Annotated in this window: 15 protein-coding genes and 1 pseudogene; 4 read left to right on the top strand and 12 right to left on the bottom strand. The window is 66.2% G+C overall.

The window, feature by feature from the left end; translation table 11 throughout:
- Window positions 1-33: 33 nt before the first annotated feature.
- Window positions 34-684 (bottom strand): DUF4245 domain-containing protein, encoded by a 651-nt coding sequence (locus G6N68_RS21740; RefSeq protein ID WP_163716778.1) that lies wholly within the window; start codon window positions 682-684, stop codon window positions 34-36.
- Window positions 685-799: 115 nt separating this feature from the next.
- On the opposite strand from G6N68_RS21740, the gene glpX reads away from it, so the two are divergent.
- The 3 genes from glpX to G6N68_RS21755 all read left to right on the top strand — a co-directional run bounded on the left by glpX (window position 800) and on the right by G6N68_RS21755 (window position 4435).
- Window positions 800-1882 (top strand): class II fructose-bisphosphatase, encoded by a 1083-nt coding sequence (gene glpX / locus G6N68_RS21745; protein ID WP_163716781.1) that lies wholly within the window; start codon window positions 800-802, stop codon window positions 1880-1882.
- Between the two features lie 31 nt (window positions 1883-1913).
- Window positions 1914-3317 (top strand): class II fumarate hydratase, encoded by a 1404-nt coding sequence (locus G6N68_RS21750; RefSeq protein WP_163716784.1) that lies wholly within the window; start codon window positions 1914-1916, stop codon window positions 3315-3317.
- Between the two features lie 95 nt (window positions 3318-3412).
- A complete protein-coding gene (locus G6N68_RS21755) occupies window positions 3413-4435 on the top strand; it encodes a hypothetical protein (RefSeq protein ID WP_163716788.1) in 1023 nt (340 codons plus the stop codon).
- Between the two features lie 44 nt (window positions 4436-4479).
- Here the strand turns inward: G6N68_RS21755 and G6N68_RS21760 are convergent, their stop codons facing one another.
- The 5 genes from G6N68_RS21760 to glyA all read right to left on the bottom strand — a co-directional run bounded on the left by G6N68_RS21760 (window position 4480) and on the right by glyA (window position 10663).
- Window positions 4480-5934 carry an adenylate/guanylate cyclase domain-containing protein gene (locus G6N68_RS21760; protein ID WP_163718853.1) on the bottom strand — a complete coding sequence of 485 codons (1455 nt, stop codon included), beginning with the start codon at window positions 5932-5934 and terminating at the stop codon, window positions 4480-4482.
- A gap of 111 nt (window positions 5935-6045) precedes the next feature.
- Entirely contained in the window at window positions 6046-6921 is an 876-nt protein-coding gene (locus G6N68_RS21765; RefSeq protein ID WP_163716792.1) for a polysaccharide deacetylase family protein, read from the bottom strand.
- A gap of 30 nt (window positions 6922-6951) precedes the next feature.
- Window positions 6952-8253: an RNA 5'-3' helicase PhoH2 gene (gene phoH2 / locus G6N68_RS21770; RefSeq protein WP_163716794.1), complete on the bottom strand. Its 1302-nt coding sequence runs from the start codon at window positions 8251-8253 to the stop codon at window positions 6952-6954.
- A 230-nt stretch (window positions 8254-8483) separates the two neighbouring features.
- Window positions 8484-9311 (bottom strand): acyl-ACP desaturase, encoded by an 828-nt coding sequence (locus G6N68_RS21775; protein WP_163716797.1) that lies wholly within the window; start codon window positions 9309-9311, stop codon window positions 8484-8486.
- Between the two features lie 71 nt (window positions 9312-9382).
- Window positions 9383-10663, bottom strand: a complete 1281-nt coding sequence (gene glyA / locus G6N68_RS21780; RefSeq protein WP_163718854.1) for a serine hydroxymethyltransferase — start codon at window positions 10661-10663, stop codon at window positions 9383-9385.
- 148 nt (window positions 10664-10811) lie between these two features.
- On the opposite strand from glyA, the gene coaA reads away from it, so the two are divergent.
- Window positions 10812-11750: a type I pantothenate kinase gene (gene coaA, locus G6N68_RS21785; protein ID WP_069422453.1), complete on the top strand. Its 939-nt coding sequence runs from the start codon at window positions 10812-10814 to the stop codon at window positions 11748-11750.
- Between the two features lie 43 nt (window positions 11751-11793).
- Here coaA and G6N68_RS21790 read toward each other — a convergent pair whose 3' ends face one another.
- The 6 genes and pseudogenes from G6N68_RS21790 to G6N68_RS32400 all read right to left on the bottom strand — a co-directional run.
- The gene (locus G6N68_RS21790) at window positions 11794-14622 is read right to left on the bottom strand and encodes a PE family protein (RefSeq protein WP_163716799.1); all 2829 of its coding nucleotides are present in this window, start codon (window positions 14620-14622) and stop codon (window positions 11794-11796) included.
- Window positions 14623-15015: 393 nt separating this feature from the next.
- Window positions 15016-15429, bottom strand: coding sequence for a hypothetical protein (locus G6N68_RS21795; protein WP_163716804.1), 414 nt, complete (start codon window positions 15427-15429; stop codon window positions 15016-15018).
- Between the two features lie 150 nt (window positions 15430-15579).
- The gene (locus tag G6N68_RS21800) at window positions 15580-16665 is read right to left on the bottom strand and encodes a methyltransferase (RefSeq protein ID WP_240355556.1); all 1086 of its coding nucleotides are present in this window, start codon (window positions 16663-16665) and stop codon (window positions 15580-15582) included.
- A 62-nt stretch (window positions 16666-16727) separates the two neighbouring features.
- Window positions 16728-18098, bottom strand: a complete 1371-nt coding sequence (locus G6N68_RS21805) for a hypothetical protein (protein ID WP_163716807.1) — start codon at window positions 18096-18098, stop codon at window positions 16728-16730.
- A gap of 114 nt (window positions 18099-18212) precedes the next feature.
- Window positions 18213-22472, bottom strand: a complete 4260-nt coding sequence (locus G6N68_RS31875; protein ID WP_163716810.1) for a beta strand repeat-containing protein — start codon at window positions 22470-22472, stop codon at window positions 18213-18215.
- A 160-nt stretch (window positions 22473-22632) separates the two neighbouring features.
- Window positions 22633-23070: pseudogene (locus G6N68_RS32400) on the bottom strand (PPE family protein); the annotation flags it as partial.
- Window positions 23071-23115 lie beyond the last annotated feature (45 nt).

Consider the following 23115-nt stretch of genomic DNA (forward strand, 5'->3'; position numbering starts at 1 on the left):
GGTCCCTACCTGTCTTTCCGTATCCGACGAGAGCTAACGAGTGTTCGGTAACGGCGGCTGCGACTGGGTTGCCGCCGCGAGCGTGCGGAATTGATCGGCGGTCCCCGCTCCGGTGATCGCGATCTGGGTCGGGCCGGAGGGACTGGCGATTCTGGTCGTCCAGACCGGCTCGAACCCATTACCGTCCTGGTCGGTTCCCTCGTAGACGATCCAGGTGGTGCCGGAGACGTCGACCGTCCCGGTCGGGTGCATGCCCGAATGGATGGACGCGATGAGCTTGTCCTCGTCGGCGTTGCTCTGGGTCAGGCTCAGGTACATCCCGGTCGGACTGATGTATCCCACGGTCGACGTGGGCGCGTTCAGCCGCTGACCGCTGGCCGCGTCCGTGCGCCCGTTCTCGATACCCGAGCGGCCACCGGAGTTCGGCTGCCACCCCGCCGGCAGTTGAGGCAGCCGAATGGGGAACCCCAGCGTCACAGCGTCGGCCCGCAAGGCCGTCGCCGCATCGTAGGAGGGGATGGTGCCCCGGTTGGTCCCGCCGGGCTTGAACGAACACATTCCGACCATCCCGGCCAGCAGGATGCATCCGACGACCAGCGGCGCCAGCGACCAGAACATGTCACGACCGTCCTGCAGCACCCGCGGTTTGGCCGGCTTGGGAGTCGGCTGGGGTTCAACGGTCACTCCGCCAGTATCCCAGCTCCAGCTCACCGATCAGCTTCTGGGACAATCTCTGAGGATGAACGACGGGCTCCAACCTTGAACGAAGGGCTCCAACCTTGAACGAAGGGCTCCAACTATGACTTCTCAGGGACCACGTTCGACCGCGGTGGCGGACCACGATCCGGCAAAACCGCGGACGACGCGCGGGGAAGCCCCGGACCGCAACCTGGCCCTCGAGCTGGTGCGTGTCACCGAGGCCGGCGCCATGGCCGCGGGCCGCTGGGTGGGTCGCGGCGACAAAGAGGGCGGCGACGGCGCAGCGGTCGATGCGATCCGTGAACTGGTGAACTCGGTGTCGATGCGCGGCGTCGTGGTGATCGGCGAGGGCGAAAAAGACGAAGCGCCGATGCTCTACAACGGCGAAGAGGTGGGCAACGGCGACGGCCCCGAGTGCGATTTCGCGGTCGACCCGATCGACGGCACCACCCTGATGAGCAAGGGCATGCCCAACGCCATCTCGGTACTGGCGGTGGCGGACCGCGGCGCGATGTTCGACCCGTCCGCGGTCTTCTACATGAACAAGATCGCCGTGGGCCCCGAAGCAGCGCACGTGCTGGACATCACCGCCCCCATCGCCGAGAACGTCCGCGCGGTCGCCAAGGTCAAGGGACTGTCGCCGCGGGACATGACCGTCTGCATCCTGGACCGGCCGCGGCACGCCCAGCTGATCGCCGACGTCCGCGCCACCGGCGCCCGCATCCGGCTGATCACCGACGGTGACGTGGCCGGTGCCATCTCGGCCTGCCGTCCCCAGTCCGGCACCGACATGCTGGCCGGCATCGGCGGCACGCCAGAGGGCATCATCACCGCCGCCGCCATCCGCTGCATGGGCGGCGCCATCCAGGCGCAATTAGCACCGAAGGACGAGGCCGAACGCCGTAAGGCGCTGGACGCCGGCCACGACATCGAGCGGGTGCTGACCACCGAGGACCTGGTGTCCGGGGAGAACGTCTTCTTCTGCGCCACCGGAGTGACCGACGGCGACCTGCTCAAGGGGGTTCGTTACCAGCCGGGGGGCTGCACCACCCAGTCGATCGTGATGCGGTCGAAGTCGGGCACGGTGCGCATGATCGAGGCTTACCACCGGCTCTCGAAGCTCAACGAGTACTCCGCGATCGACTTCACCGGCGACAGCACCGCCGCCTATCCCCTGCCCTGACCCATCCCGGATAGCGAGGAACCTTTTCAAAATGGCCGACGACGCCGAATACCGCATCGAGCACGACACCATGGGCGAGGTCCGGGTGCCGGCCAAAGCGTTGTGGCGCGCACAGACTCAGCGCGCGGTGGAGAACTTCCCGATCTCTGGCCGGCCGCTGGAGCGCGCCCAGATCCGCGCGTTGGGCCTGCTGAAGGGCGCCTGCGCTCAGGTGAACAAGGACCTGGGTCTGCTGGCGTCGGAGAAGGCCGACGCGATCATCGCCGCGGCGGCCGAGATCGCCGACGGCCAGCACGACGACCAGTTCCCGATCGACGTCTTCCAGACCGGTTCGGGCACCAGCTCGAACATGAACACCAACGAGGTGATCGCGTCCATCGCCGCCAAGAACGGCGTGCAGGTGCACCCCAATGACGACGTCAACATGTCGCAGTCGTCGAACGACACCTTCCCCACCGCCACCCACATCGCCGCCACCGAAGCGGCGGTGCGCCATCTCATTCCGGCCCTCGAGGTGCTGCACAAAGCACTGTCGGACAAGGCTCTCGAGTGGCACACGGTGGTGAAGTCCGGACGGACGCACCTCATGGATGCCGTTCCCGTGACGCTCGGTCAGGAGTTCAGCGGCTATGCCCGCCAGATCGAGGCCGGCATCGAGCGGGTGCGTGCCACCCTGCCCCGGCTGGGCGAGCTGGCGATCGGCGGCACCGCGGTCGGCACCGGCCTCAACGCCCCCGAAGGCTTCGGCGTCAAGGTGGTCTCGGTCCTGGTCGCCGAGACGGGGCTGTCCGAATTGCGTACGGCTGCAAACTCGTTCGAGGCGCAGGCCGCGCGGGACGGGTTGGTCGAGGCGTCCGGGGCGCTGCGCACCATCGCGGTCTCGCTGACCAAGATCGCCAACGACATTCGCTGGATGGGTTCCGGGCCGCTGACCGGCCTGGCCGAAATTCAGCTGCCCGACCTGCAGCCGGGTAGCTCGATCATGCCGGGCAAGGTGAATCCGGTGCTGCCGGAGGCGGTCACTCAGGTGGCCGCGCAGGTGATCGGCAACGATGCCGCGATCGCTTGGGGCGGGGCGAGCGGCGCCTTCGAGCTCAACGTCTACATCCCGATGATGGCCCGCAACATCCTCGAGTCGTTCAAGCTGCTGACCAACGCGTCGAGGTTGTTCGCCGAGCGCTGCATCGTCGGACTGAAGGCGAACGTCGACCACCTGCGCGAATTGGCCGAGTCGTCGCCATCGATCGTGACCCCGCTAAACTCGGCCATCGGCTATGAGGAGGCAGCCGCGGTTGCCAAGCAAGCGCTCAAGGAACGCAAGACGATTCGCCAAACCGTCATCGACCGCGGACTGATCGGCGACAAGCTGTCGATCGAGGAGCTGGACCGCCGCCTCGATGTCCTGGCGATGGCCAAGGTCGATCCGGTCGACTAGGCCCAGCTGGGAGGGTTCCCGTAAGCGTCAGCGGCGACGCGGCTGTTTGACCGCCTCAGCTCGAGGTGGTCCGTGAGAGTGAGGGTGATTATTCGATGACGGCTCCTCCCGGCGGCCCTTACGGTCAGGATCCCTACGGATCGAACCCCTACGGCCAGGACCAATACTGGGGCGGACAGCCGCAGGGTGGCCAGCCGCAGCCCGGGCAGCCTCAGGGGGGCGGCTATCCCTACCCACCACCGGACGGTACGTATCCGCCGGCCAACCCCTACGCCAATCCCCAGGGGACGGACCCGTACGGCCATGCGGGCTACCCTCCGCAGCCATATCCGCCGACCGGTCAGCAATATGTCCCAGGTTGGGGCGCGGGGACCTACCCCGGTCCCGGTGGACCGCCACCGGGTGGGCCGAGCTCGAAAACGCCGTGGTTGGTTCTTGCCGGTATCGCGATATTGGGTGTCATCGCGTTGGTCGTCATCCTGGTAGTCGCCCTGGGCAACGGGGATTCGTCGCCCTCGCCGTCGCAACCCGCGACGAGCAGCGCCGCTGGGCCGTCGTCAGGACCGATCAGTTCCGATCAGACGGCCACCGACTGCACGGACAACGTGTCCGGCGGGGCGCCACCCTCCGGTGGCACCGTCAGCGCGGGCAAGCTCTCGTTCCCGGCCAGCGCGGCACCCGGTTGGTTGCCGTATTCCGATGACCAGAATCCGAACCTCATCGGCGGGGTGGGGCTGGCCGCGGAAGTCCCCGGCGCCAACCAGTGGATGATGCAGGTCGAAGTCGCCATCACCAACTTCGTGACCAGCATGGACGTCGCCGCCCAAGCCGCGAAACTGATGCAGTGCGTGGCCAACGGCCCCGGCTACATACAGTCGCAACCCACCCTGGGTCCGTTGAAGAAGTCGACGACGACGGTCGACGGCGTCAAAGCCGCCCGCGTGGACGCCGACATCACGATCGGCGACACCACCCGCAACGTCAAGGGTGACTCCGTGGTGATCATCGCGGTCGACACGAAACCGGTCACGATCTTCCTGGGTGCCATCCCGATCGGCGATACCGCGTCCCAAGCGATCATCAACAAGGTGATCGCCGCACTTAAGGTGTCCAAGTAGCTCCAAGTAGCTCCAGTAGCTCTGAGGGCCACTCTCCGCCGCCGCTAACCGGCGGCCACCGGGCTGTAGACGTGCGTCGCTTCCGAACGGCCACGCAGAACGGTGGAATAGGACTCCGCCCACCGCTCGCGTTCCTCCTCGGTGGCGCGATCCAGTGCCGCGGACGAGCACAGGATCCGCCGCTCGGATGTCTTGGCGAGGTCGGCGAGCCGCGCCGCCTCGTTGACCGCGTCCCCGATAACCGTGTATTCGTAACGGTTTTCGGCACCGATGTTGCCCGCGAACACACGACCCGCGGAAACGCCTATGCCGAAATCGACCACGGGCAGCAGTCGGCGCAACTCGGTGCCTAAAGTTCGGGCCGTGGCCAGTGCCGCCGACGCCGGGTCCTCGGAGCGCAGCGGGGCTCCGAAGACGGCCAGCGCCGCATCGCCTTGGAATTTGTTGATCAGACCCTGGTGCTCGTCGACGGCGCCGACAACTATCCGGAAGAAGTCGTTGAGCACCTGGGCCACCTCTTGTGGCGCAAGGTTTTCCGTCAACCTGGTCGAGTTCAACATGTCGATGAACAGGACCGCGGCCTCGACCACTTCCCCGGACATCGAGACGCCCTCTTCGATGGCGCGTTGCGCCACGTCGGCCCCGACATGCCGACCGAACAGGTCACGCAACCGCTCGCGTTCCGCGAGACCGGCCACCATTTTGTTGAACCCTGTTTGGAGACGGCCGATTTGGGACCGCTCGTATACCCCGACGAGCGTGTCGATGTGGCCGTGTTCGACTTTGGCCATCGCGTCGACGACTTCGCTGATCGGGTCCGCAATGGAACGCGAGGTCAGGATCATGGTCGGCAAACCAAGCACCAGGGCCGCCAGCGACACCACCAGCACCGGCGTATCCAACGACACGTTTTTCTCGATGAACCAACCGTAGGAACGCAGCACGACGAAACCCGCGATGACCCCGATCGGAAACGCGCTGCAGAGGAACCACAGCAGCACCAGCCGGGAAAACACACCGGGCACGGTCAGTCGCGGCTCGGCACCACGCGTGGCGGCGAACATGATGGGCCGCAGGGTGTGTTGTGCGAGCAACAGACCGGTGCCCGCCGCCGCGGCACCGCCCAGCACCACCCCCAGCACGACGGGCACAAACATCGCCGCACCACCGCTGCGATTGAAAAGCACGAGGATCACCCCGCTGGCCGCCCAGGCCCCCGCCAGGATGGCCGACTGGCGGCCGGCGAGTTTCGTTGCCACATCGCGTTGCTGCGCGGTCGGTTCGGCGCCGACGGCAAACCAGCGCACGGTGGGGGCCAGGCTCATCGCGCCGGCCACCGCGACAAAGCAGACGCCCAGCGCCATCAGCACGAGCACGCCGGCCATGTTCTTTTCGGCGAAGTCGGTGTAGGTGTGGCCGCGCAGCGGGACCAGGATGGCGACGGTGTCGATGGCCGCGAAGATATAGGCCAACGCAAGGTCCGACCCGTATTGCAGCAGTAGCCTGCGGCCACTTTTTGGACCCGCTTTTTCGGTTGCCTTTTCGGTGGCCGAGGCGGGCGTGGTCACGCTAAACAACCTAACGGTTAGCCCGGCTGACAGCGGCCCGTGTCAGCCACCGTTGTTGGGCCCACCCGAGTTCTGGTTCGGCAGGTCGGTGATCGGAAAGTTGGGCATCGGCTTGGGCGACGGGGTGTTGGGCAGACCCGGAATCTGGTTGGCCGGGATGTCACGCAGATCGTTGGCGGGTGGCCCGTTCTCGCGACTGCCGTAGCTGCTCCCCGGCGCCCTGGGGCCGAGCAGTTCACTGACGGTCACCAGCCGATAGCCGTTGGCCCGCAGCACCGGGATGAACTGATACACCAGGTCGACGGTGCTCGAGTAGGTGTCGTGCAGCAGCACCACAGAGTTGGGTCTGATCTGGGTCATCAGGATCTGCCGGGTAGCCGCGATGTTCGAGTCGTTCTCCCAGTCGAAGGGAATGACGTCCCACAGGATTTCGGCCATCCCCAGCTTCCCGGCGGTTGCGCGCACGGTCTCGTTGGACAGTCCACCGGCGGGCCGGTACAGCGTGGGCGCCCGTCCCGTCGCCGCGGCGATCGCCTCGTTGGCCTTGGTGAATTGAGCGGGAAGGTCAGCGACGGGAACGGTCTGCAGGTTGGGGTGTTCCCAGGTGTGGCTGCCGACCTCCATCCCGGCCTCGGCGATGCGCCGAGCGCCGCCCGGGTTGGCGGCCACTTTGTTGCCGATCAAGAAGAACGTGGCCCTGGCGTCGTTGTCCCGAAGGATTTTCAGCAGACGGTCGGTGTAGGGCGTCGGACCGTCATCGAAGGTGAACGCGACGCACTTCACCACCGAACAGTTGAGGTCGTCGGCTCGAGTGACGTGGCCGGTGAGGCCACCGATCACCAGGACGGCGCCGGCGGCCACCGCACCGAAAACCGTGCGCCAGTAGCGCCAAGCTTGGTTGTCGGGTCGTTTCGGCACCACGAAAGTTTACCCGTGGGCCAGCCGGGCTCAGTGCGGCCCGGTGATCTCTTCGAGCATTTCGGTGACCAGCGCGGCAATCGGCGACCGCTCGCTGCGTAGCAGCGTTATGTGCGCAAAGAGCGGGTGACCTTTGAGTTTCTCGATCACCGCGGCCACCCCGTCGTGACGGCCGACCCGCAGGTTGTCACGCTGCGCGATGTCGTGGGTCAGCACCACCCGGGATCCGGTACCCAACCGGGACAACACCGTGAGCAGCACGTTGCGTTCCAGCGACTGCGCTTCGTCGACGATGACGAACGAGTCGTGCAACGAACGGCCGCGGATGTGCGTCAGCGGCAACACCTCGAGCATTCCTCGGGACAGGACCTCGTCCAGGACGGCCGGGCTAGCCAGGCCCTCGAGCGTGTCGAACACGGCCTGCGCCCAGGGGCCCATCTTGTCGCTCTCGCTGCCGGGCAGGTAGCCGAGTTCCTGGCCTCCGACGGCGTACAGGGGGCGGAACACCACCACCTTGCGGTGCGTCCGACGCTCCAACACCGCCTCGAGGCCCGCGCACAACGCCAGCGCCGACTTTCCGGTGCCGGCCTTGCCACCCAGCGACACGATGCCAACGGATTCGTCGAGCAACAGGTCGAGCGCCACCCGCTGTTCGGCGGAGCGCCCGCGCAGACCGAACACTTCGCGGTCACCGCGAACCAGTTGGATGCGCTTGCCGGCGGTGATCCGGCCCAGTGCGTGCGAACTGCCGCCGAGCAGCCGAATGCCGGTGTGACAGGGCAAATCCCGCGCTTCGGCCAGGTCGAGCTCACCTTCGGCGAACAGGGTGGCGATGTCTTCGGCGGAGGTTTCGATCTCTCGCATGCCCGACCAACCCGACGCGACCACGTCTTGGGCGTGGTACTCGTCGGCCGCCAGCCCCACTGCGGCCGCCTTGACCCGCAGCGGGATGTCCTTGCTGACCAGCGTGACTCGTCTGCCTTCGGCGGCCAGGTTGGCGGCGCAACTCAAGATCCGGGAGTCGTTGCTGTCGGTGCGAAAGCCCGCGGGCAGCACCGCGGGGTCGGTGTGGTTGAGCTCGACGTGCAGTGAGCCACCCTGCTTGCCAACGGGAATGGGCTGATCCAGCCGTCCGTGCTCAAGTCGGAGGTCGTCGAACAACCGCAGCGCCTGGCGGGCGAACCAGCCCAGCTCGTGGTGGTGGCGTTTGGCCTCCAGCTCGCTGATCACCACCAGCGGGACCACGACTTCGTGCTCGGCGAATCGACTGCACGCCCACGGGTCGGACAGCAGCACAGAGGTGTCGAGCACGTACGTCCGGATTTCGGTCACAGAGCGCTCCTCGAGCGACGGACGCTCGCGCGGACCCGCACGAGCGAATCGGCGGGGGCCGCGGCACCAGGACCGGGGCCGGTCCTGCCTGTGTCATGCCCCTGCCATGGCAGGGAGTCGTGACGGTAGGTGCCGCCCTGGCAGCAGAGTGTTGCGCTGGCCATCGAGTGCGACGCTACTCCGGTGGCCACACCCCCGCAGTGCAGGCGCGCCGCTGAGGAAAACTCAACTTAACTTGTGACGAATTGCTGCAATGCGGGCTCGTCGGCCAAGCCCCACGCCGTGATGCATTCGGAGACGACCTGCTGCAGTTGCTGTCGGTCGAAAATGCCTGCATCGGCGATGTTTTGCACCTTGTCCTGGTATTCCAGAATGTCGGCGCCGAGTACGTCAATGTCGGTAGCGCGGGTGGCGATCGCGGCGATGGTCTCCTCGCGGACGTAGCCGAGAAGGTGCTTGACGAGGTTGGAGAAAAACTCTTCGTGGCGCGCTTCGTCCCTGGCGATCCGGTCCACCAGCCCGGCCAAGAGCGGTTCCTCGATCTGTGCGGCGAGGTTCCGGCAGAACGTGGCGTGCGAGCGTTCGGAGAAGGTCATGTAGACCAGGGTTTCGACCTGGGTGTACCAGTCGGCCCGGTAGCCCCGCATCACGTGCTTGACCCGCACCTCTTCGTTGGCGGCCGGGTCGATTTCCCGGGTCACCACCAGATAGTCACGCAGCGCGAGGGCGTGCAGGTGCTCCTCAGCGGTCCAGCGGCCCAGCCAGCGTCCCCAGTAGTCCTCGAGAATGAAGTGCTCGACGAGTTCGCGGTGATGACCGGCCAGGTTGTCCTTGAGGATCAGCAAGACCTCGCACGCGTCGGTGATGTGCCTGGGCAGCGTGGCCTGAGAGGGATCCCAGTCACGCCCACCGAGGAAGGCGAAGTTCTCGCCCTGGTCGTACGGCACGTAATCGTGCGCGAACCAAAGGTTCTCGGTGGCAAGGTGCCGAGTCCAGTTTTCTTCGACAACCGGCTCGAGTTCGAGGGTCAGCGCATTAGCGACAGGTTTCTGTGCCATGCGGTTACTGTAACCCGCGTACACAGATGCTTTCAAATTCCCGCGACAGGCGAGTCGCCCGCCGACCGACCTCAGCGGCCGAGCAGGCTCCAGTCTTCGAGGCCCTCGTACAGGGGGAAATCCCTGGCCAGCCGGGTCACCCGGGCGCGCAACCCGGCCACGTCCGCGGAAGTGCCCGCTGCCAAAGCGCTGGCGATGATGTCGGCGACCTCGGTGAACTCGGTGTCCCCGAAACCGCGGGTGGCCAACGCGGGTGTCCCGATCCGAAGACCCGAGGTCACCATGGGCGGCCGGGGGTCGTTCGGGACGGCGTTGCGGTTGACGGTGATGCCTACCTCGTGCAGCAGGTCCTCGGCCGCCTGGCCGTCCAGCGGCGAGTTGCGCAGATCGACCAGGACCAGATGGACGTCGGTGCCGCCGCTGACCACGGATACGCCGGCTTTGGCGACGTCGTCGGCCAGCAGCCGCTCGGCGATGATCCGCGCCCCGCTGAGCGTGCGCTGTTGGCGCTCGGCGAACTCGGGGGTTCCGGCGATCTTCAGCGCGACGGCCTTGCCGGCGATGATGTGCATGAGCGGGCCGCCCTGCTGACCCGGAAACACCGCGGAGTTAATGGCTTTGGCGTACTCCTGCTTACCGACGATCAGGCCGGAGCGGCCTCCGCCGAGCGTCTTGTGGACGGTCGTCGACACCACATCCGAGTGAGGCACCGGTGACGGGTGCAGGCCGGCGGCGACCAGTCCCGCGAAGTGCGCCATGTCCGTCCACAACTTGGCGCCGACCTCGTCGGCAATGGACCGGAACGCCGCGAAGTCCAGCACCCGGGGGTAGGCGGACCAACCGGCGATGATCACCTTCGGGCGGAATTCGAGCGCTTGGGCACGCACGGCATCCATGTCCACCAGGTGCGTGGTGGGGTCGACACCGTAGAACCCGTTTTCGTACAGCTTGCCGGAGAAGTTCAGCCGCATGCCGTGGGTGAGGTGCCCACCGTTGGCCAGGTCCAATCCCAGCAGCCGCTCCCCGGGCGACATCAGCGCATGCAGCACGGCGGCGTTGGCCTGTGCACCGGAATGCGGCTGCACGTTGGCGAAGTCGGCGCCGAACAATGCCTTGGCACGGTCCCGGGCGATGTTTTCCACCACGTCGACGTGTTCACAGCCGCCGTAGTAGCGCCTGCCCGGCAGTCCCTCGGCGTACTTGTTGGTCAGCACGGAGCCCTGGGCCTGCAGCACCGAGCGCGGCACGAAGTTCTCCGACGCGATCATCTCGAGGGTGTCGCGTTGACGCCCGAGTTCCTTGGCCAGCAGCTCGGCGATGTCGGGGTCGACCTCGGCGAGTGGGGCCGACATCACAGAAGCTTCGCCGGAAACGGCAGTGCGGGCGTCAGGTGCAGCAGTCACGGGGGTCAGTCTATCGAGACTGCTATCGGGCAGCTGCAGGTCGGCTTTTTGCCAGCCCAGCCGTAAGGCTCGCGTCCGTTCCTGCAAGACTGGGAATATGCCCCGGCTGAGCGAGCCGAGCCCCTATGTGGAGTTCGACCGGAAGCAATGGCGCGCGCTTCGTGAGTCGACGCCCCTGGCCCTGACCGAAGAGGAATTGATCGGTTTGCGGGGCCTGGGCGAGCAGATCGATCTGCTCGAAGTCGAGGAGGTCTACCTCCCGCTCGCCCGACTGATTCACCTACAGGTGGCCGCACGCCAGCGGCTGTTCGCCGCGACCGCCGAGTTCCTTGGCGAACCCCAGCAGCACCCGGACCGGCTGGTGCCGTTCGTCATCGGTGTGGCGGGCAGCGTTGCGGTCGGCAAATCGACCACCGCTCGTGTGCTGCAGGCACTGCTGGCCCGGTGGGATCACCATCCACGGGTCGACCTGGTGACCACCGACGGTTTCCTGTATCCCAACGCGGAGCTGGAACGGCGGAACCTGATGCACCGCAAGGGTTTCCCGGAGAGCTATAACCGGCGAGCGCTGATGCGTTTCGTGACGTCGGTGAAGTCCGGTTCGGAATATGCCTGCGCGCCGGTGTACTCGCACCTCAAGTACGACATCATTCCGGGCGCCAAGCACGTGGTCCGTCACCCCGACATCCTGATCTTGGAGGGGCTCAACGTATTGCAGACCGGTCCGACGCTGATGGTGTCGGACCTGTTCGACTTCTCGCTGTATGTGGATGCACGGATCGAGGACATCGAACAGTGGTACATATCGCGGTTCTTGGCGATGCGCAGCACGGCGTTCGCCGACCCGGAATCTCACTTCCACCACTACTCAGCGTTGTCCGACGCGAAAGCCGTTGCCGCCGCGAAGGAGATCTGGCGGTCGATCAACCGGCCCAACCTGGTGGAGAACATCCTGCCGACCCGACCGCGGGCAACACTGGTGCTGCGCAAAGACGCCGATCACTCCATCAACCGGTTGCGGCTGCGCAAGCTCTAGCTCGGCGAGGCCTGCGGTCGCACTCAGCCGGTAGAACCGGCGGTTACCCCTGCGGCCCGGGCGCGCCGGCCAGTGACCCGCCATTACCGCCGGGCCCGCTGACGCCGCTGGTTCCATTGCCGGCCTGGCCCGCAGTACCCGCCCCGGCAGCACCGCCCGCTCCCCCGTCTCCGATCAGCTGAGCGTTGCCGCCGGCGGCGCCGTTTCCGCCGTTGCCACCTGCGCCACCCTTCAACTCGAGGGGACCACCCGGGCCGAAGGCGCCCGCGCCGCCGGAACCGCCGGCGCCACCGGCACCGCCGTTGCCGTAGACCGAACCGCCGTTCCCGCCGATTCCGCCGTCTCCGCCGTCTCCCGCGTCACCGCCGTTACCGCCGTTGGCGCCTATTGTCCCGGCACCGCCGACACCGCCGGCACCACCTGCGCCGCCGGCGCCGAACATACCCGCGGATCCACCCATGCCGCCGTTACCGGCATTTCCGCCGGCGCCGCCACGGACCTCGTTGCCGCCAGAGATGACTCCTTGGCCGCCGTTCCCGCCGGCCCCACCGACCCCGCCGACACCACCGTTTCCGTAGATCGTTCCGCCCGCTCCGCCGTGACCGGCGTTACCGCCGTGACCACCATCCCCACCGGTGGATGGGTTGGCCTGGCTGCCTTGCCCACCCAGGCCGCCGGCCCCACCGTTTCCGCCGGCGCCGCCGTTACCAATCAGCCCTGCCGCACCACCGTCGCCCCCGCGACCTCCGTCGCCGCCGGGCTCAGCGGTTGTCCCCGGGAAGCCCTGACCGCCGCTCCCGCCGGCCCCGCCGGCTCCCCCATCGCCATAGAACCGCCCGCCGTGTCCACCGGTCCCACCGTTGCCAGCGATCCCTTGGCCGGAAATGACGGCACCGCCGGTGCCGCCGGCACCGCCGGTACCCCAGAAGAAGACGTTTCCGCCGTTACCGCCGGAGCCGGAGCTACCGCCGGGAACGTTGCTGGCGCCGCCGGCTCCGCCTGCGCCGCCCATGCCCCAAATCGCATTTCCGCCATGACCGCCGTTAGCGCCGGCACCACCGGCGCCGCCAGTCCCGCCGTTGCCGAACAACCCGGCATCTCCACCGTTGCCGCCGGCTACTCCGGCAGCCGTGGTGCTGTAGCCGTGGCCGCCGTTGCCCCATAGCAATCCGCCGGCCTGGCCGTTGGGATTCGCAGCGGTGCCATTGGCCCCGTCGCCGATCAGCGGGCGTCCGAGCAGCGCGTTGGTGGGCGCGTTGATGATGTCCAGGGGGTCGAATGGTGGCGGCGTGAACAACTTGCCGCCGGTGCCGACAACGCCCGCGACGCCGTCGGGCCTGCTGCCGAAGCTGCCGTGAAGGGAGCCCGTGCCAGCAGCGCCACCGGCCCCAATGAGGCCAGCGTTGCCGCCATTGCCGCCGTTGCCGCCCGCGGATGCCGAGTTGCCAGACGAGTCGAATGCGCCCGTGACGCCGTTGCCACCAGCGCCGCCATTACCGAAGATGAACCCGCCAACCCCGCCATTACCGGCATAGCCCGGTGCATCTGCGGGGATGTCGCCAACGCCGCCATAACCAGCACCACCAGTACCGCCATTCCCGAACAGCCGGGCATTGCCGCCGTTGCCGCCGCGAGCACCCGAGGCGAAGTTGGCTACCGTGCTGCCAGCGGGTATGCCGCTGCGACCGCCGTCACCGCCGTTACCGCCGAAGAGACCGCCGGTTCCGCCGTCACCGCCGTTCCCGGGGGTCCCGGAGAGTGAGCTAGACCCACCACCCGCACCGCCGGCCCCGCCGTTTCCTAACAGCAGAGCCGGACCACCCAGACCGCCTTGCCCTCCGACACCGCCGAATGCCTGGCCGCCGGCCCCGCCAGCCCCGGCGTCGCCGAACAGGCCGGCAGCCCCTCCGTTGCCGCCCGCGCCACCGCTACTGAAACCTTGTGATCCACCGCTGCCACCGGCACCGCCTGCCCCACCATTGCCTTGTAGCCAGCCACTGCCGCCGTCACCGCCGGCCCCACCGCTCCCGCCGAAGGTGGCACCGGTACCCCCGCCGCCACCGTTTCCACCAGCGCCCGAGTCGCCGGAGAGGAATCCACCGCGCCCGCCGTCACCGCCAGCCCCACCGTTCGGGCCGACCAAATTGCTATTGGTTCCACCATGCCCGCCGGCGCCACCCGCTCCGCCAGCGCCCCACAGCCCGGCCGAACCGCCCAAACCGCCGGCTCCGCCGCCAAGGCTGTTCGCGCCTGCCCCGGCTCCACCGGCGCCGCCGATCCCGCCGTGTCCGTACAACCAGCCGCCGTTGCCACCGTTGCCGCCGGCACCCCCGAAGCCGCCGGCCAGACCGACACCACCGGCCCCGCCGGCGCCGCCGTTGCCAATCAATCCCGCCGACCCGCCAGCGCCGCCGGCCTGACCCGGCGCACCCGAGCCACCAGCCCCGCCGTTGCCGTACAACAGGCCACCCGGGCCGCCAGCCTGTCCGGTGCCCGGCGCACCACTGGCGCCGTCACCGATCAACGGACGCCCCAGCAGCAGCTGAGTGGGAGCGTTGATCACATCGAGGACCGGCTGCAACGGCCCGACATTGAAAGACTCGGCCGATGAGTAGGCCGTACCAGCACCAGAAAGGGCCTGTACGAACTGCGAATGGAACGCCTGTACCTGCCCACTCAACGCTTGATAGGACTGGGCGTGCCCGCTGAACAGCGCCGCGACGGCTGCCGAGATCTCGTCTGCTCCGGCGGCCAGCAAACTTGTGGTGGGAGCGGCTGCCGCCGCGTTGGCCGCGGTGAGTGTCGACCCGAGTTCCGCCAGATCGGTAGCCGCTTGAATTAGCGACTCCGGCGCTGCAACCAGAAAGGCCATTGCAGATCTCCCGTCACTCAGGCCCCCAGACAGCTACTCGAATTACGCAGATCGTATCGCCGCTGCCCGAAAATGCGGTGCGTTTCGGCTGAACTGCAAGCCTCAACGATCCGACCTATCTCCGCACGGTCGAAGTGCACACCACCTCTACCGGCGGTATGTGCACAGTGCACACACTGTGAAGCGCCATAACACTTTTGAGCTCTTGCTCTCGCCCGCCCCCAGGCAGGCATGCCTTAAGAGATCATCTCGAACAAATCAGAGCAAAATGCTTGTCAGTAAATACACTCTTTGAATTCAATATCGGCTCCTGTTTGGAGCCAAAAAGAAATGGCCGATACGGGGCGCGTTCCGCACTGTCGTGGAGGCACCCCGTATCGGCGAGGAGGGGAGTTAGGCCGCGAGGCGGCGCACTCCCAGGTATTGCAGGCCAGCGAACAACGCGGTGTAGACACCGGTTGCCAGCGTCGCGGCGACACCCGTGCTGGTCATGGGCACCAATTCAGCGGCGACGATCGCCGCCACGGTGTAGACGAGGTTGCCTACCACCACACCGATGCCGGCTCGACGCAGATTCGGCAACGCGGCGAGGCTGAATACGGCCAGCCCGTAGAGCACGAAGAAGGCGCCGATGCTGTATTCCTGGCCCGACGTCAGCCCGGTCATCCTCGAGATCGGGTCCGCGGCCGCGGCCACGGCCAGACCCATCAGTCCGGTCAACGTGGCGTCCAGGCGCATGGCGAACCTCAGCAGCGAATCCGTCGAGTCGTAGAGGGGCCGGGTCAACGGGCCAGCGATTGAGGTCATGTCATTCACTCCTTGGAACTATCCGGTTGGCGGTGTCGAACACGTCCGACGATGCCGGTGCAGCACTGCCAGATCGACGCACGGCACTGCCAACTACTGCCATGGACTAAACGACCAGGTATTTTCCTCCGGAATTCCCGGAGTTTCCGGTCAGATCGCTGTGGCTTCGACCACGTGGAACGGCGACGCCGTGTCCACCACCCGCGTCATCCGGAAGCCGGCGCGGCTGAAGAGGCGCTCGAACTCGGCGGCGGAACGTTCCTGGGCGTCCAGTGCCAGCAACATCTCCAAGTCCACCCAGTTACCCGTGTATTCGCGATGGTGTTCGGGGAGGACGAATTCCATGACCAACACCCGGCTACCGACGGCTGCGGCATCCCGTACGTTGCGCAGGATTCGCACGGCGTCGTCGTCGGACCAATCGTGGATCACGCTCTTGAGGACGTACGCGTCCCCGCCCTTGGGCACGGACTCGAAGAACGACCCCTCGACGACGGTGACTCGGTCCTGCACCTTGAATTCGGCGAGCACGTCCGGCGCCCCCGCCACGACCTGCGGCTGGTCGAACAGGATGCCTCGCGCGCCGGGCGTGGCAGCCAGAATCTCGGCCAGTAGCCGACCATGTCCTCCGCCGACGTCGACGATGGTCGAAAAGGGGCTGAAGTCGTAGGCGGCGATCACCGGGCCGATCGCCATCGCGGACCCGGCCGTCATGGCGTCGTTGAAAATCTCGCCGAGCTCCGGTTCGGAGGCCAGGTACTCGAATGTCGACTTGCCGCGCAATTCGGGGATGACTGGCTTGCCGGTGCGAATCGCATCGACCAGGTGGCTCCAGTGTTCGCGGTGTTGGGGCGATCCCAGCCAACGGGCCCAGCCCGCCATGGGCACCTCGGCATCGCTGCGCAGCGTGTCCCCGAGCGGCGTGAGGTCATAGCGCCCGTCACGGCGCTGCTTGAAGATGCCGCGACCGATCAACGCTCGCAGCAGCCGACGAAGTGCGTCGGCATCGGCGTTGACCGCTGCTGCCAATTCGTCGGCCGACTGGGGCCCGTTGGCCAGCGCATCGGCGATACCCAGTTGCGCCGCCGCGGTGATCGCCTGCGCGGCCCACGCGTTGTTGATCATTTCCAGCACGGCCACCGGCGGCGGCACCATCTTCCGGTGGAGTTGGGCAAGGTAGTGCCGCGCGGTCTCGATGGCCTGCGCAACTCTGACGGGCGGAATCTTTGAAGCCACAAGTCTCCCTTGGTTATTCGGCGACGGCGACGGTCGCCGCGGCAGTACGCTCGGTGGTCAGACTAGTCGCTGGCGACTGGGACCCGACCACGGAGATCGGCCGCAATGAGCCGGGCTGCGGCGTTTTGCCAGTTGTGCAGGGAACGCTGCGGCACTTCGGTGACCAACCACTGCCACGCCTGGCGGGCGATCGGATCCAGTCCTGCGGCGGTGGCATTCTGCGCGTAGGCCCGCACCCCCACCACGTAGGGGAAGTACAGCGAGTTGTAGTACCGCCATTCCTCGGTCGTCCCGAAATCACCGCCGTCGCGCGGCTTGAGCCGCCTGATGCCGTCCGCGAGAACGGCTTTGAGTTCGTTGGTCCTTTCCAGGGGATGGTCCGATGCGCCGCGGGCGGCCAGCCGCTCGTCGATCACCGGCAAAGCGGTCAGCGGACTGGCTACCAGCTTGCTCAAGTCGCCGTAGTGGCCCAGCGCCCGGCGGGTCAGCCGGACGAAGTTTTCGTCGTCCACGTCGGCCAGCGGATTGTCGGCTCGCAGCGGCAGTGCCGCTTCGGTGTGCCGCAGCGCGGCCCGATCCGCCCGCAGCGTCGGCGATTTCGAAAAGGCCAGCCGGTCCAAGATCCCAGCCAGCGGGTCGGCCAGCACCTGAATGGTGATCGCGATGGCCAAGCTGGTGAACAGCAGCACCGTCAGCGTGATCTGGGCGCCGGGGTCGTGGCGTGTCACCGCCAGGCCGACCAGGGCCTGACCGCCGAACAACGCCGCTACCGCGATCGAGCCGGCGAACGAGCGCAGCATGTCGGCCCGCAACGCCTGGCCTTCGTCGAACGCGTCCCAGCGGGCAACGGCCAGGCCGAGGAGCAAGACGTCGAAACCCGTCGCGGCCAGGGCCAGCCAGCTGGGTAGCAGGCCCAGGGGGATGACCAGGATGGCGTTGCTCAGCGCAAAGAACAGTGTTGCCACGACGACGACGCCGGCAACGGGCAGTGGTTGCGCCGGTCGCTTCAATGCGGCGATCATCGCGCCCAGCGTGGCGATCGAATTCACCGCGAACATCAGCCAGTGGCCGGGCCGCACCGGACCGTCAACGCTGCCGGCCAGCATCGCACCGAACAACGTCAGCCCGCCGACGGCGGCGACCAGCAGCAGCTCACCCTTGCGGGGCCGAGCACCATCGCCGGATCGGGACAGCTCGAGGAGTACCGCAAACCACGCCACACCCGGGACGGCCACCAGGTAGATCTCCGCCTGACTCAGCAGCTCGGCGTGCGTGATGCTGGTCGTTCGTATCGCGTCAAGAGCCACGACCAACGCGAAGCCACAGAGCCCCGTCGCGGCCAGCGCAAGCACGGGTTTGCGCGGGTCTCGAGCCAGCAGGTAGAGCCCGAGCCAGGCGCTCAGCGTGAACACCACGGCCGATAGGGCAGCCATCTGACCAGTGTGTCACGTGGCTAGTCCGTCCTCCTCGACGAGGGGTTCGAGGAGGACGGACAGGACCACAGCCAGAGGCGCGCCGACGCACTGCGCCAACTGCCGACCTACGCGCTACGTGTTGGTGACGACGAGGCCCGCGTTGACCGGCGACAGGGCCGCCAGCGCCGCCTGCAGCGCACTCAGCTGGCCGTTCCAGTAGCCGGAGACCTGGCTGCCGATGTTGCCGACGCCGGAGATCAGGGCCGCGGTGTCCGCGGCAAGCGTGCTGGTGTTGGCGAAACCGGAGATGGCGTTGCCGAGGTTCTGCACACCGGACAGCAACGTGCCGGAGTTGTACCAGCCCGACGTCCACGCACCGTTGGCGTTCGAGAAGCCCGAACTCCAATCGTTCGAGTTGAAGAACCCGGACGTGTTGTTGGAACTTCCGTTGAAGAAACCTGACGACGACACCCCGGAGGAGTTTCCGAAACCCGACAGCCCCGGTATGCCCAGGTTGAGCCGGCCGAGCAAATTCATCTGGATGGGGATCCGGATGTCCGCTCCGGCCGTGAGGTCGTTGAAGATGATCGGGTTCACGACGATGTTGTCCATCGCCGGGGACAGCAGGGTTCCGCTGACGTTGATGGTGAGCAGAACGGAGACCGACACGTTGACCGGGATTCCGAACGTTGGCGGCGCGTAGATGGTGATCGGGTAGATGAAGCCGGTGACCGGGATCGCCACGTTGGTGCCGGCCACCAGGTCGATCGGGATCGCCGGGAAATCGATCGGGATGTGGATCCCGTCCGCCCCTATGCCGCTACCCAGGTTGAATGCACCGAAGTTCCTGCTGCCGGTGTTGAACGACCCGGTGTTGACGTCGCCGACGTTGGCGAAGCCGGTGTTGATGTTGCCGGGGTTGAAGCTTCCGGTGTTCAGATCACCGGCGTTGGAACCACCGGTGTTGAAGCTACCGACGTTGAAACTTCCCGTGTTGTTGCTGCCGGTATTGCCGATACCGGTGTTGAAGCTGCCGGTGTTGCCGATACCGGTATTGCCGATGCTGGTGTTACCGATACCGGTGTTGTACTCACCAGCGTTACCGATACCGGTGTTGCCGGTACCGGAGTTGAACAACCCCCGGTTACCGGTGCCGGAGTTGAACAACCCGACGTTGTCAGTACCGGCGTTCAACCCGCCGAAGCCGGCATTGCCGCTACCGAGCAACCCGATACCAACGTTGCTGTCACCCCAGTTGGCGAAACCGAAGTTGCCATCACCCCAGTTACCGAAACCGATGTTGCCGTTACCGGTGTTACCGATACCGATGTTGCCCGAACCGGAGTTACCGAAGCCGATGTTGCCATCACCGAGGTTGCCGAACCCGAAGTTGTTGCTACCCAGGTCACCGAACCCGAAGTTGAAACTGCCCAGGTTGCCGCCACCGAAGTTGAAGCCACCCACGTTGCCCAACCCGATGTTCAGCTGCCCGACGTTGCCGCCGCCCACGTTCAGCCCACCCACGTTGCCCAGGCCGAGACTGAAGCTGGTGAAGTCGGTCACCGAATTCTGGAAGAGCCCGGAAACCTGGCTGCCGACGTTGCCGAAGCCAGAGACCACCGCCTCCTGCGCCGCGTCCAACGAGCTGACGTTGAACCAGCCCGACATGGTGTTGCCCAGGTTGCGCATACCGGACTGCAGATCGCCCACGTTGCCCCAACCCGAGGTGCCCAGCCCCTGGTTCTGCCAGCCCGAACTGCCCGCACCCAGGTTGAAGAACCCTGAAGAACTGCCCTCGCCGGTGTTGAAGAACCCCGACGACGGCGCACCCGTCTGGTTGAAGTAGCCGGAGCCCGCCGGGATTCCGAAGCCCATGTGGATCGGGCCGATGCTGCCGGTGATGCCGCCAAAGATGGTGTATCCCGGGCCGCCGATTGACAAGTTCAGCTGTGGCCCACCGATCGTTATGGTCGGAACGTTGATGGGACCGAAGGTGCCGCTGATGCTGGCGCCGGAAAGAGTGACCGGTAGCTGGGGGACGGTGAACGGCGCCGTGGTGATGTCGAATGTTCCACCGGTGATCGTCAGGTGCAACGGGATTCGCATACCGAAGTCCACGGGAATCTGGTCGATGTGGATCTCGTAGGTCACCCCGGTGATGCCCTGGGCGTCGCCCCGGAGGAAGAACCCGTTGTTCATGTTGCCGGAGTTGCCGATACCGGTGTTGATGTCGCCGGAGTTGCCGATACCGGTGTTCAGGTCGCCGGTGTTGAACCAGCCGGTGTTGGTGTCACCGCTGTTGAAGTCACCGCTGTTGAAGCTGCCCTCGTTGAAGCTGCCGGTGTTGAAGCTACCGCGGTTACCGATACCGGTGTTGAAGTTGCCCGGGTTGAACAACCCGGTGTTGCCGATACCGGAGTTGGCGATACCGGTGTTGTAACTACCGGTGTTGAACAACCCGGCGTTACCCTCACCGGCGTTGAAAAGGCCGCGCAGATCAAACCCGGAGTTACCGAAACCGACGTTGCCGTTACCGGTGTTGAAGAACCCGACGTTGTTGTCACCGGTGTTACCGAACCCGATGTTGCCCGTCCCGGTGTTACCGAACAGGTCGGTGACCGCATCCGCCGCGGCCGCAGGGCTCACCGCCAGCAGACTGTTCAGCTTGACCGACAGACCCGTCCCACTGAGCAGGTTGCTGATCACCGGGCTGTTCAACAGGCTGCCAAGGTTCCCCGAGCTCAGCAGACCACTCACCGAGGGGCTGCTCAGCAGGGTGCTGACCACCGGACTGCTCAGCAGGTTGCTGACGGCCGGACTGCTCAGCAGGGTGCTCACCGACGGGCCGCTCAGCAAGGACGTGACCGCCGAGTTGCTCACCAAAGCCACCGTGATCGAGGGGTCGTTCAACTGGCTGATGAACGCCTCCGAACTCACCCACGCGGTAAACGCCGGCGAATTCGACAGGTTGGTCAGCACCGTCTGCAGACCACCATGGGACTCGACGAAGTTCGTGATCTGGTTCAGCGAGAAATTGCCCCACGGCGTCGACAGCGTCGACGCAGCCGCACTGCCGGTGCCACCCACACCCAACTGGGTCAACAAGCTGCTCAAGCTGGACCCGTTGCTCAGGTGCACGCTACTGAGCAGGCTGTTGATCGAGGGGTTGCTGAAGATGCCGCTCAGTGCCGGGCTGCTCAACAGACTACCGACCGACGGGCTGCTCAGCAGGTTGGTGACGACCGGGCTGCTGAGCAGGCCGGTCACCGACGGGCCGCTCAACAGGTTGGTGACCACCGGGCTGCTCACAAAAGCGGTGATCGAGGAGTCGTTCAGCTGGCTGATGAACGCATCCGAACTTACCCACGAGGTGAACGCCGACGAACGCGACAGGTTGCTCAACACCGCCTGCAACCCGCCATGGGACTCAACGAAGTTCGCGATCTGGTTCACCGAGAAATTGCCCCACGGCGTCGACAACGTCGACGCAGCCGCACTACCGGTGCCACCCACACCCAACTGAGTCAGCAGGCTGCTCAGGCTGGACCCGTTGCTCAGGTGCAGACCGCTGACCAGGCTGCTGACAGCCTTGCTGCTCAAGAAGCTGCTCACCGTCGGGCTACTCAGCAGGCTGCTCACCGTCGGGCTGCTCAACAAGCTGCTCACGGTGGCGCTGCTGAGCAGGGTGTTGACGGCCGAGCTGTTGAGCAGACCAGTCACCGACGAACTGCTCAACAGGGCGCTCACGCTGCCACTGCTCAACGCGTTGGACACGAAGTCGGAGTTCAACAGGCCAGACAGGAAGCCAAAGCCGCGACCCGAACCACCGAAGCCACCGAAGTCACCAAAGCCACCAAAGCCACCGAAGCCACCCCAGTGACCCCAACCCGCGGCCGCCGTCCCGGTACCCACACCCAGCTGGCTCAACACACTGGACACATCACCCGCGCCGAAACGCAGGCTGCTCAGCAGGCTGCTCACCGACTGGCTGTTCAACAGGCTGCTCAGACTGTGGCCGCTCAACAGGCTGCTCACCGCCGGGCTGCTCAACAAGCCGGTCACCGCCGGGCTGCTCAACAAACCGCTCAGGCTGCCCGTACTCAGCACAGCGCTCAACGTTCCACCGCTGAACACGCTGCCCAGGCCCACACCCGACAGCGCCGGGGCAAACGCCTGCAGACCCGCACCGCCGAAGTGTCCCCAGCCAAAGCGACCGAACGACCCCCAGCGCCCGGCCGCCGCCGCCGCACCCGTGCCGGCATCACCCAGGCTGTGCAGGCCCACGTTGGCCAGATTGCCCGTACCCAGCCGCAAACTGCCCAACAACCCGCTCAGGTTGAAACCACCCAGCAAGCCGCCCAGCCGCAAACCACCCACATTGCCCGAACTCAAGCCCGCAACAACAGCTTTGACACTCCCACCGCCGCCACCAGCCAAGCCAGCCACCTGCGACACCACGCCCGCCAACTGACCCAACGGCAACGGTGAACGGCGTCAACGCCGACACCGCCGAGGACGCCCCACCGTAGTAGCTCAACATCGCCGCCACGTCCTGGGCCCAGAACTCCTCGTAGGCCGACTCCACCGCCGCGATCGCCGGCCAGTTCTGCCCAAACAAGTTGGACACCGCCAACCGCACCAGCGAATTACGGTTACCCGCAATCAACGCCGGATGCACGACCATCGACCGCGCCGACTCAAACGCCGACACCACCACCCGAGCCTGCGACGCCGCCTCCTCGGCCGCGATCCCCGCCGCACTCAACCACGCCGCATACGGCGAAGCCGCGGCCGCCATCGCGCCCGACGCCGGCCCCTGCCAGGCACCGTTGACCAAGCCGGAAGTCACCGACTCAAAGAACGACGACGCCGAACTCAACTCGGCCGCCAGACCGTCCCACGCCGACGCCACCGCCGTCATCGGCGCCGAACCCGCGCCGAGCAGCAAGTTCAGGGAGTTGATCTCGGGTGGCAAGGTTAGAAAACTCACCGGCTCAATCCTCTTCCTTACATTGCAGGAAAGCTTCTTGGGAGT

Origin of the sequence: Mycobacterium bourgelatii, assembly GCF_010723575.1 — a bacterium.
Classification (GTDB): Bacteria; Actinomycetota; Actinomycetes; order Mycobacteriales; family Mycobacteriaceae; genus Mycobacterium; species Mycobacterium bourgelatii.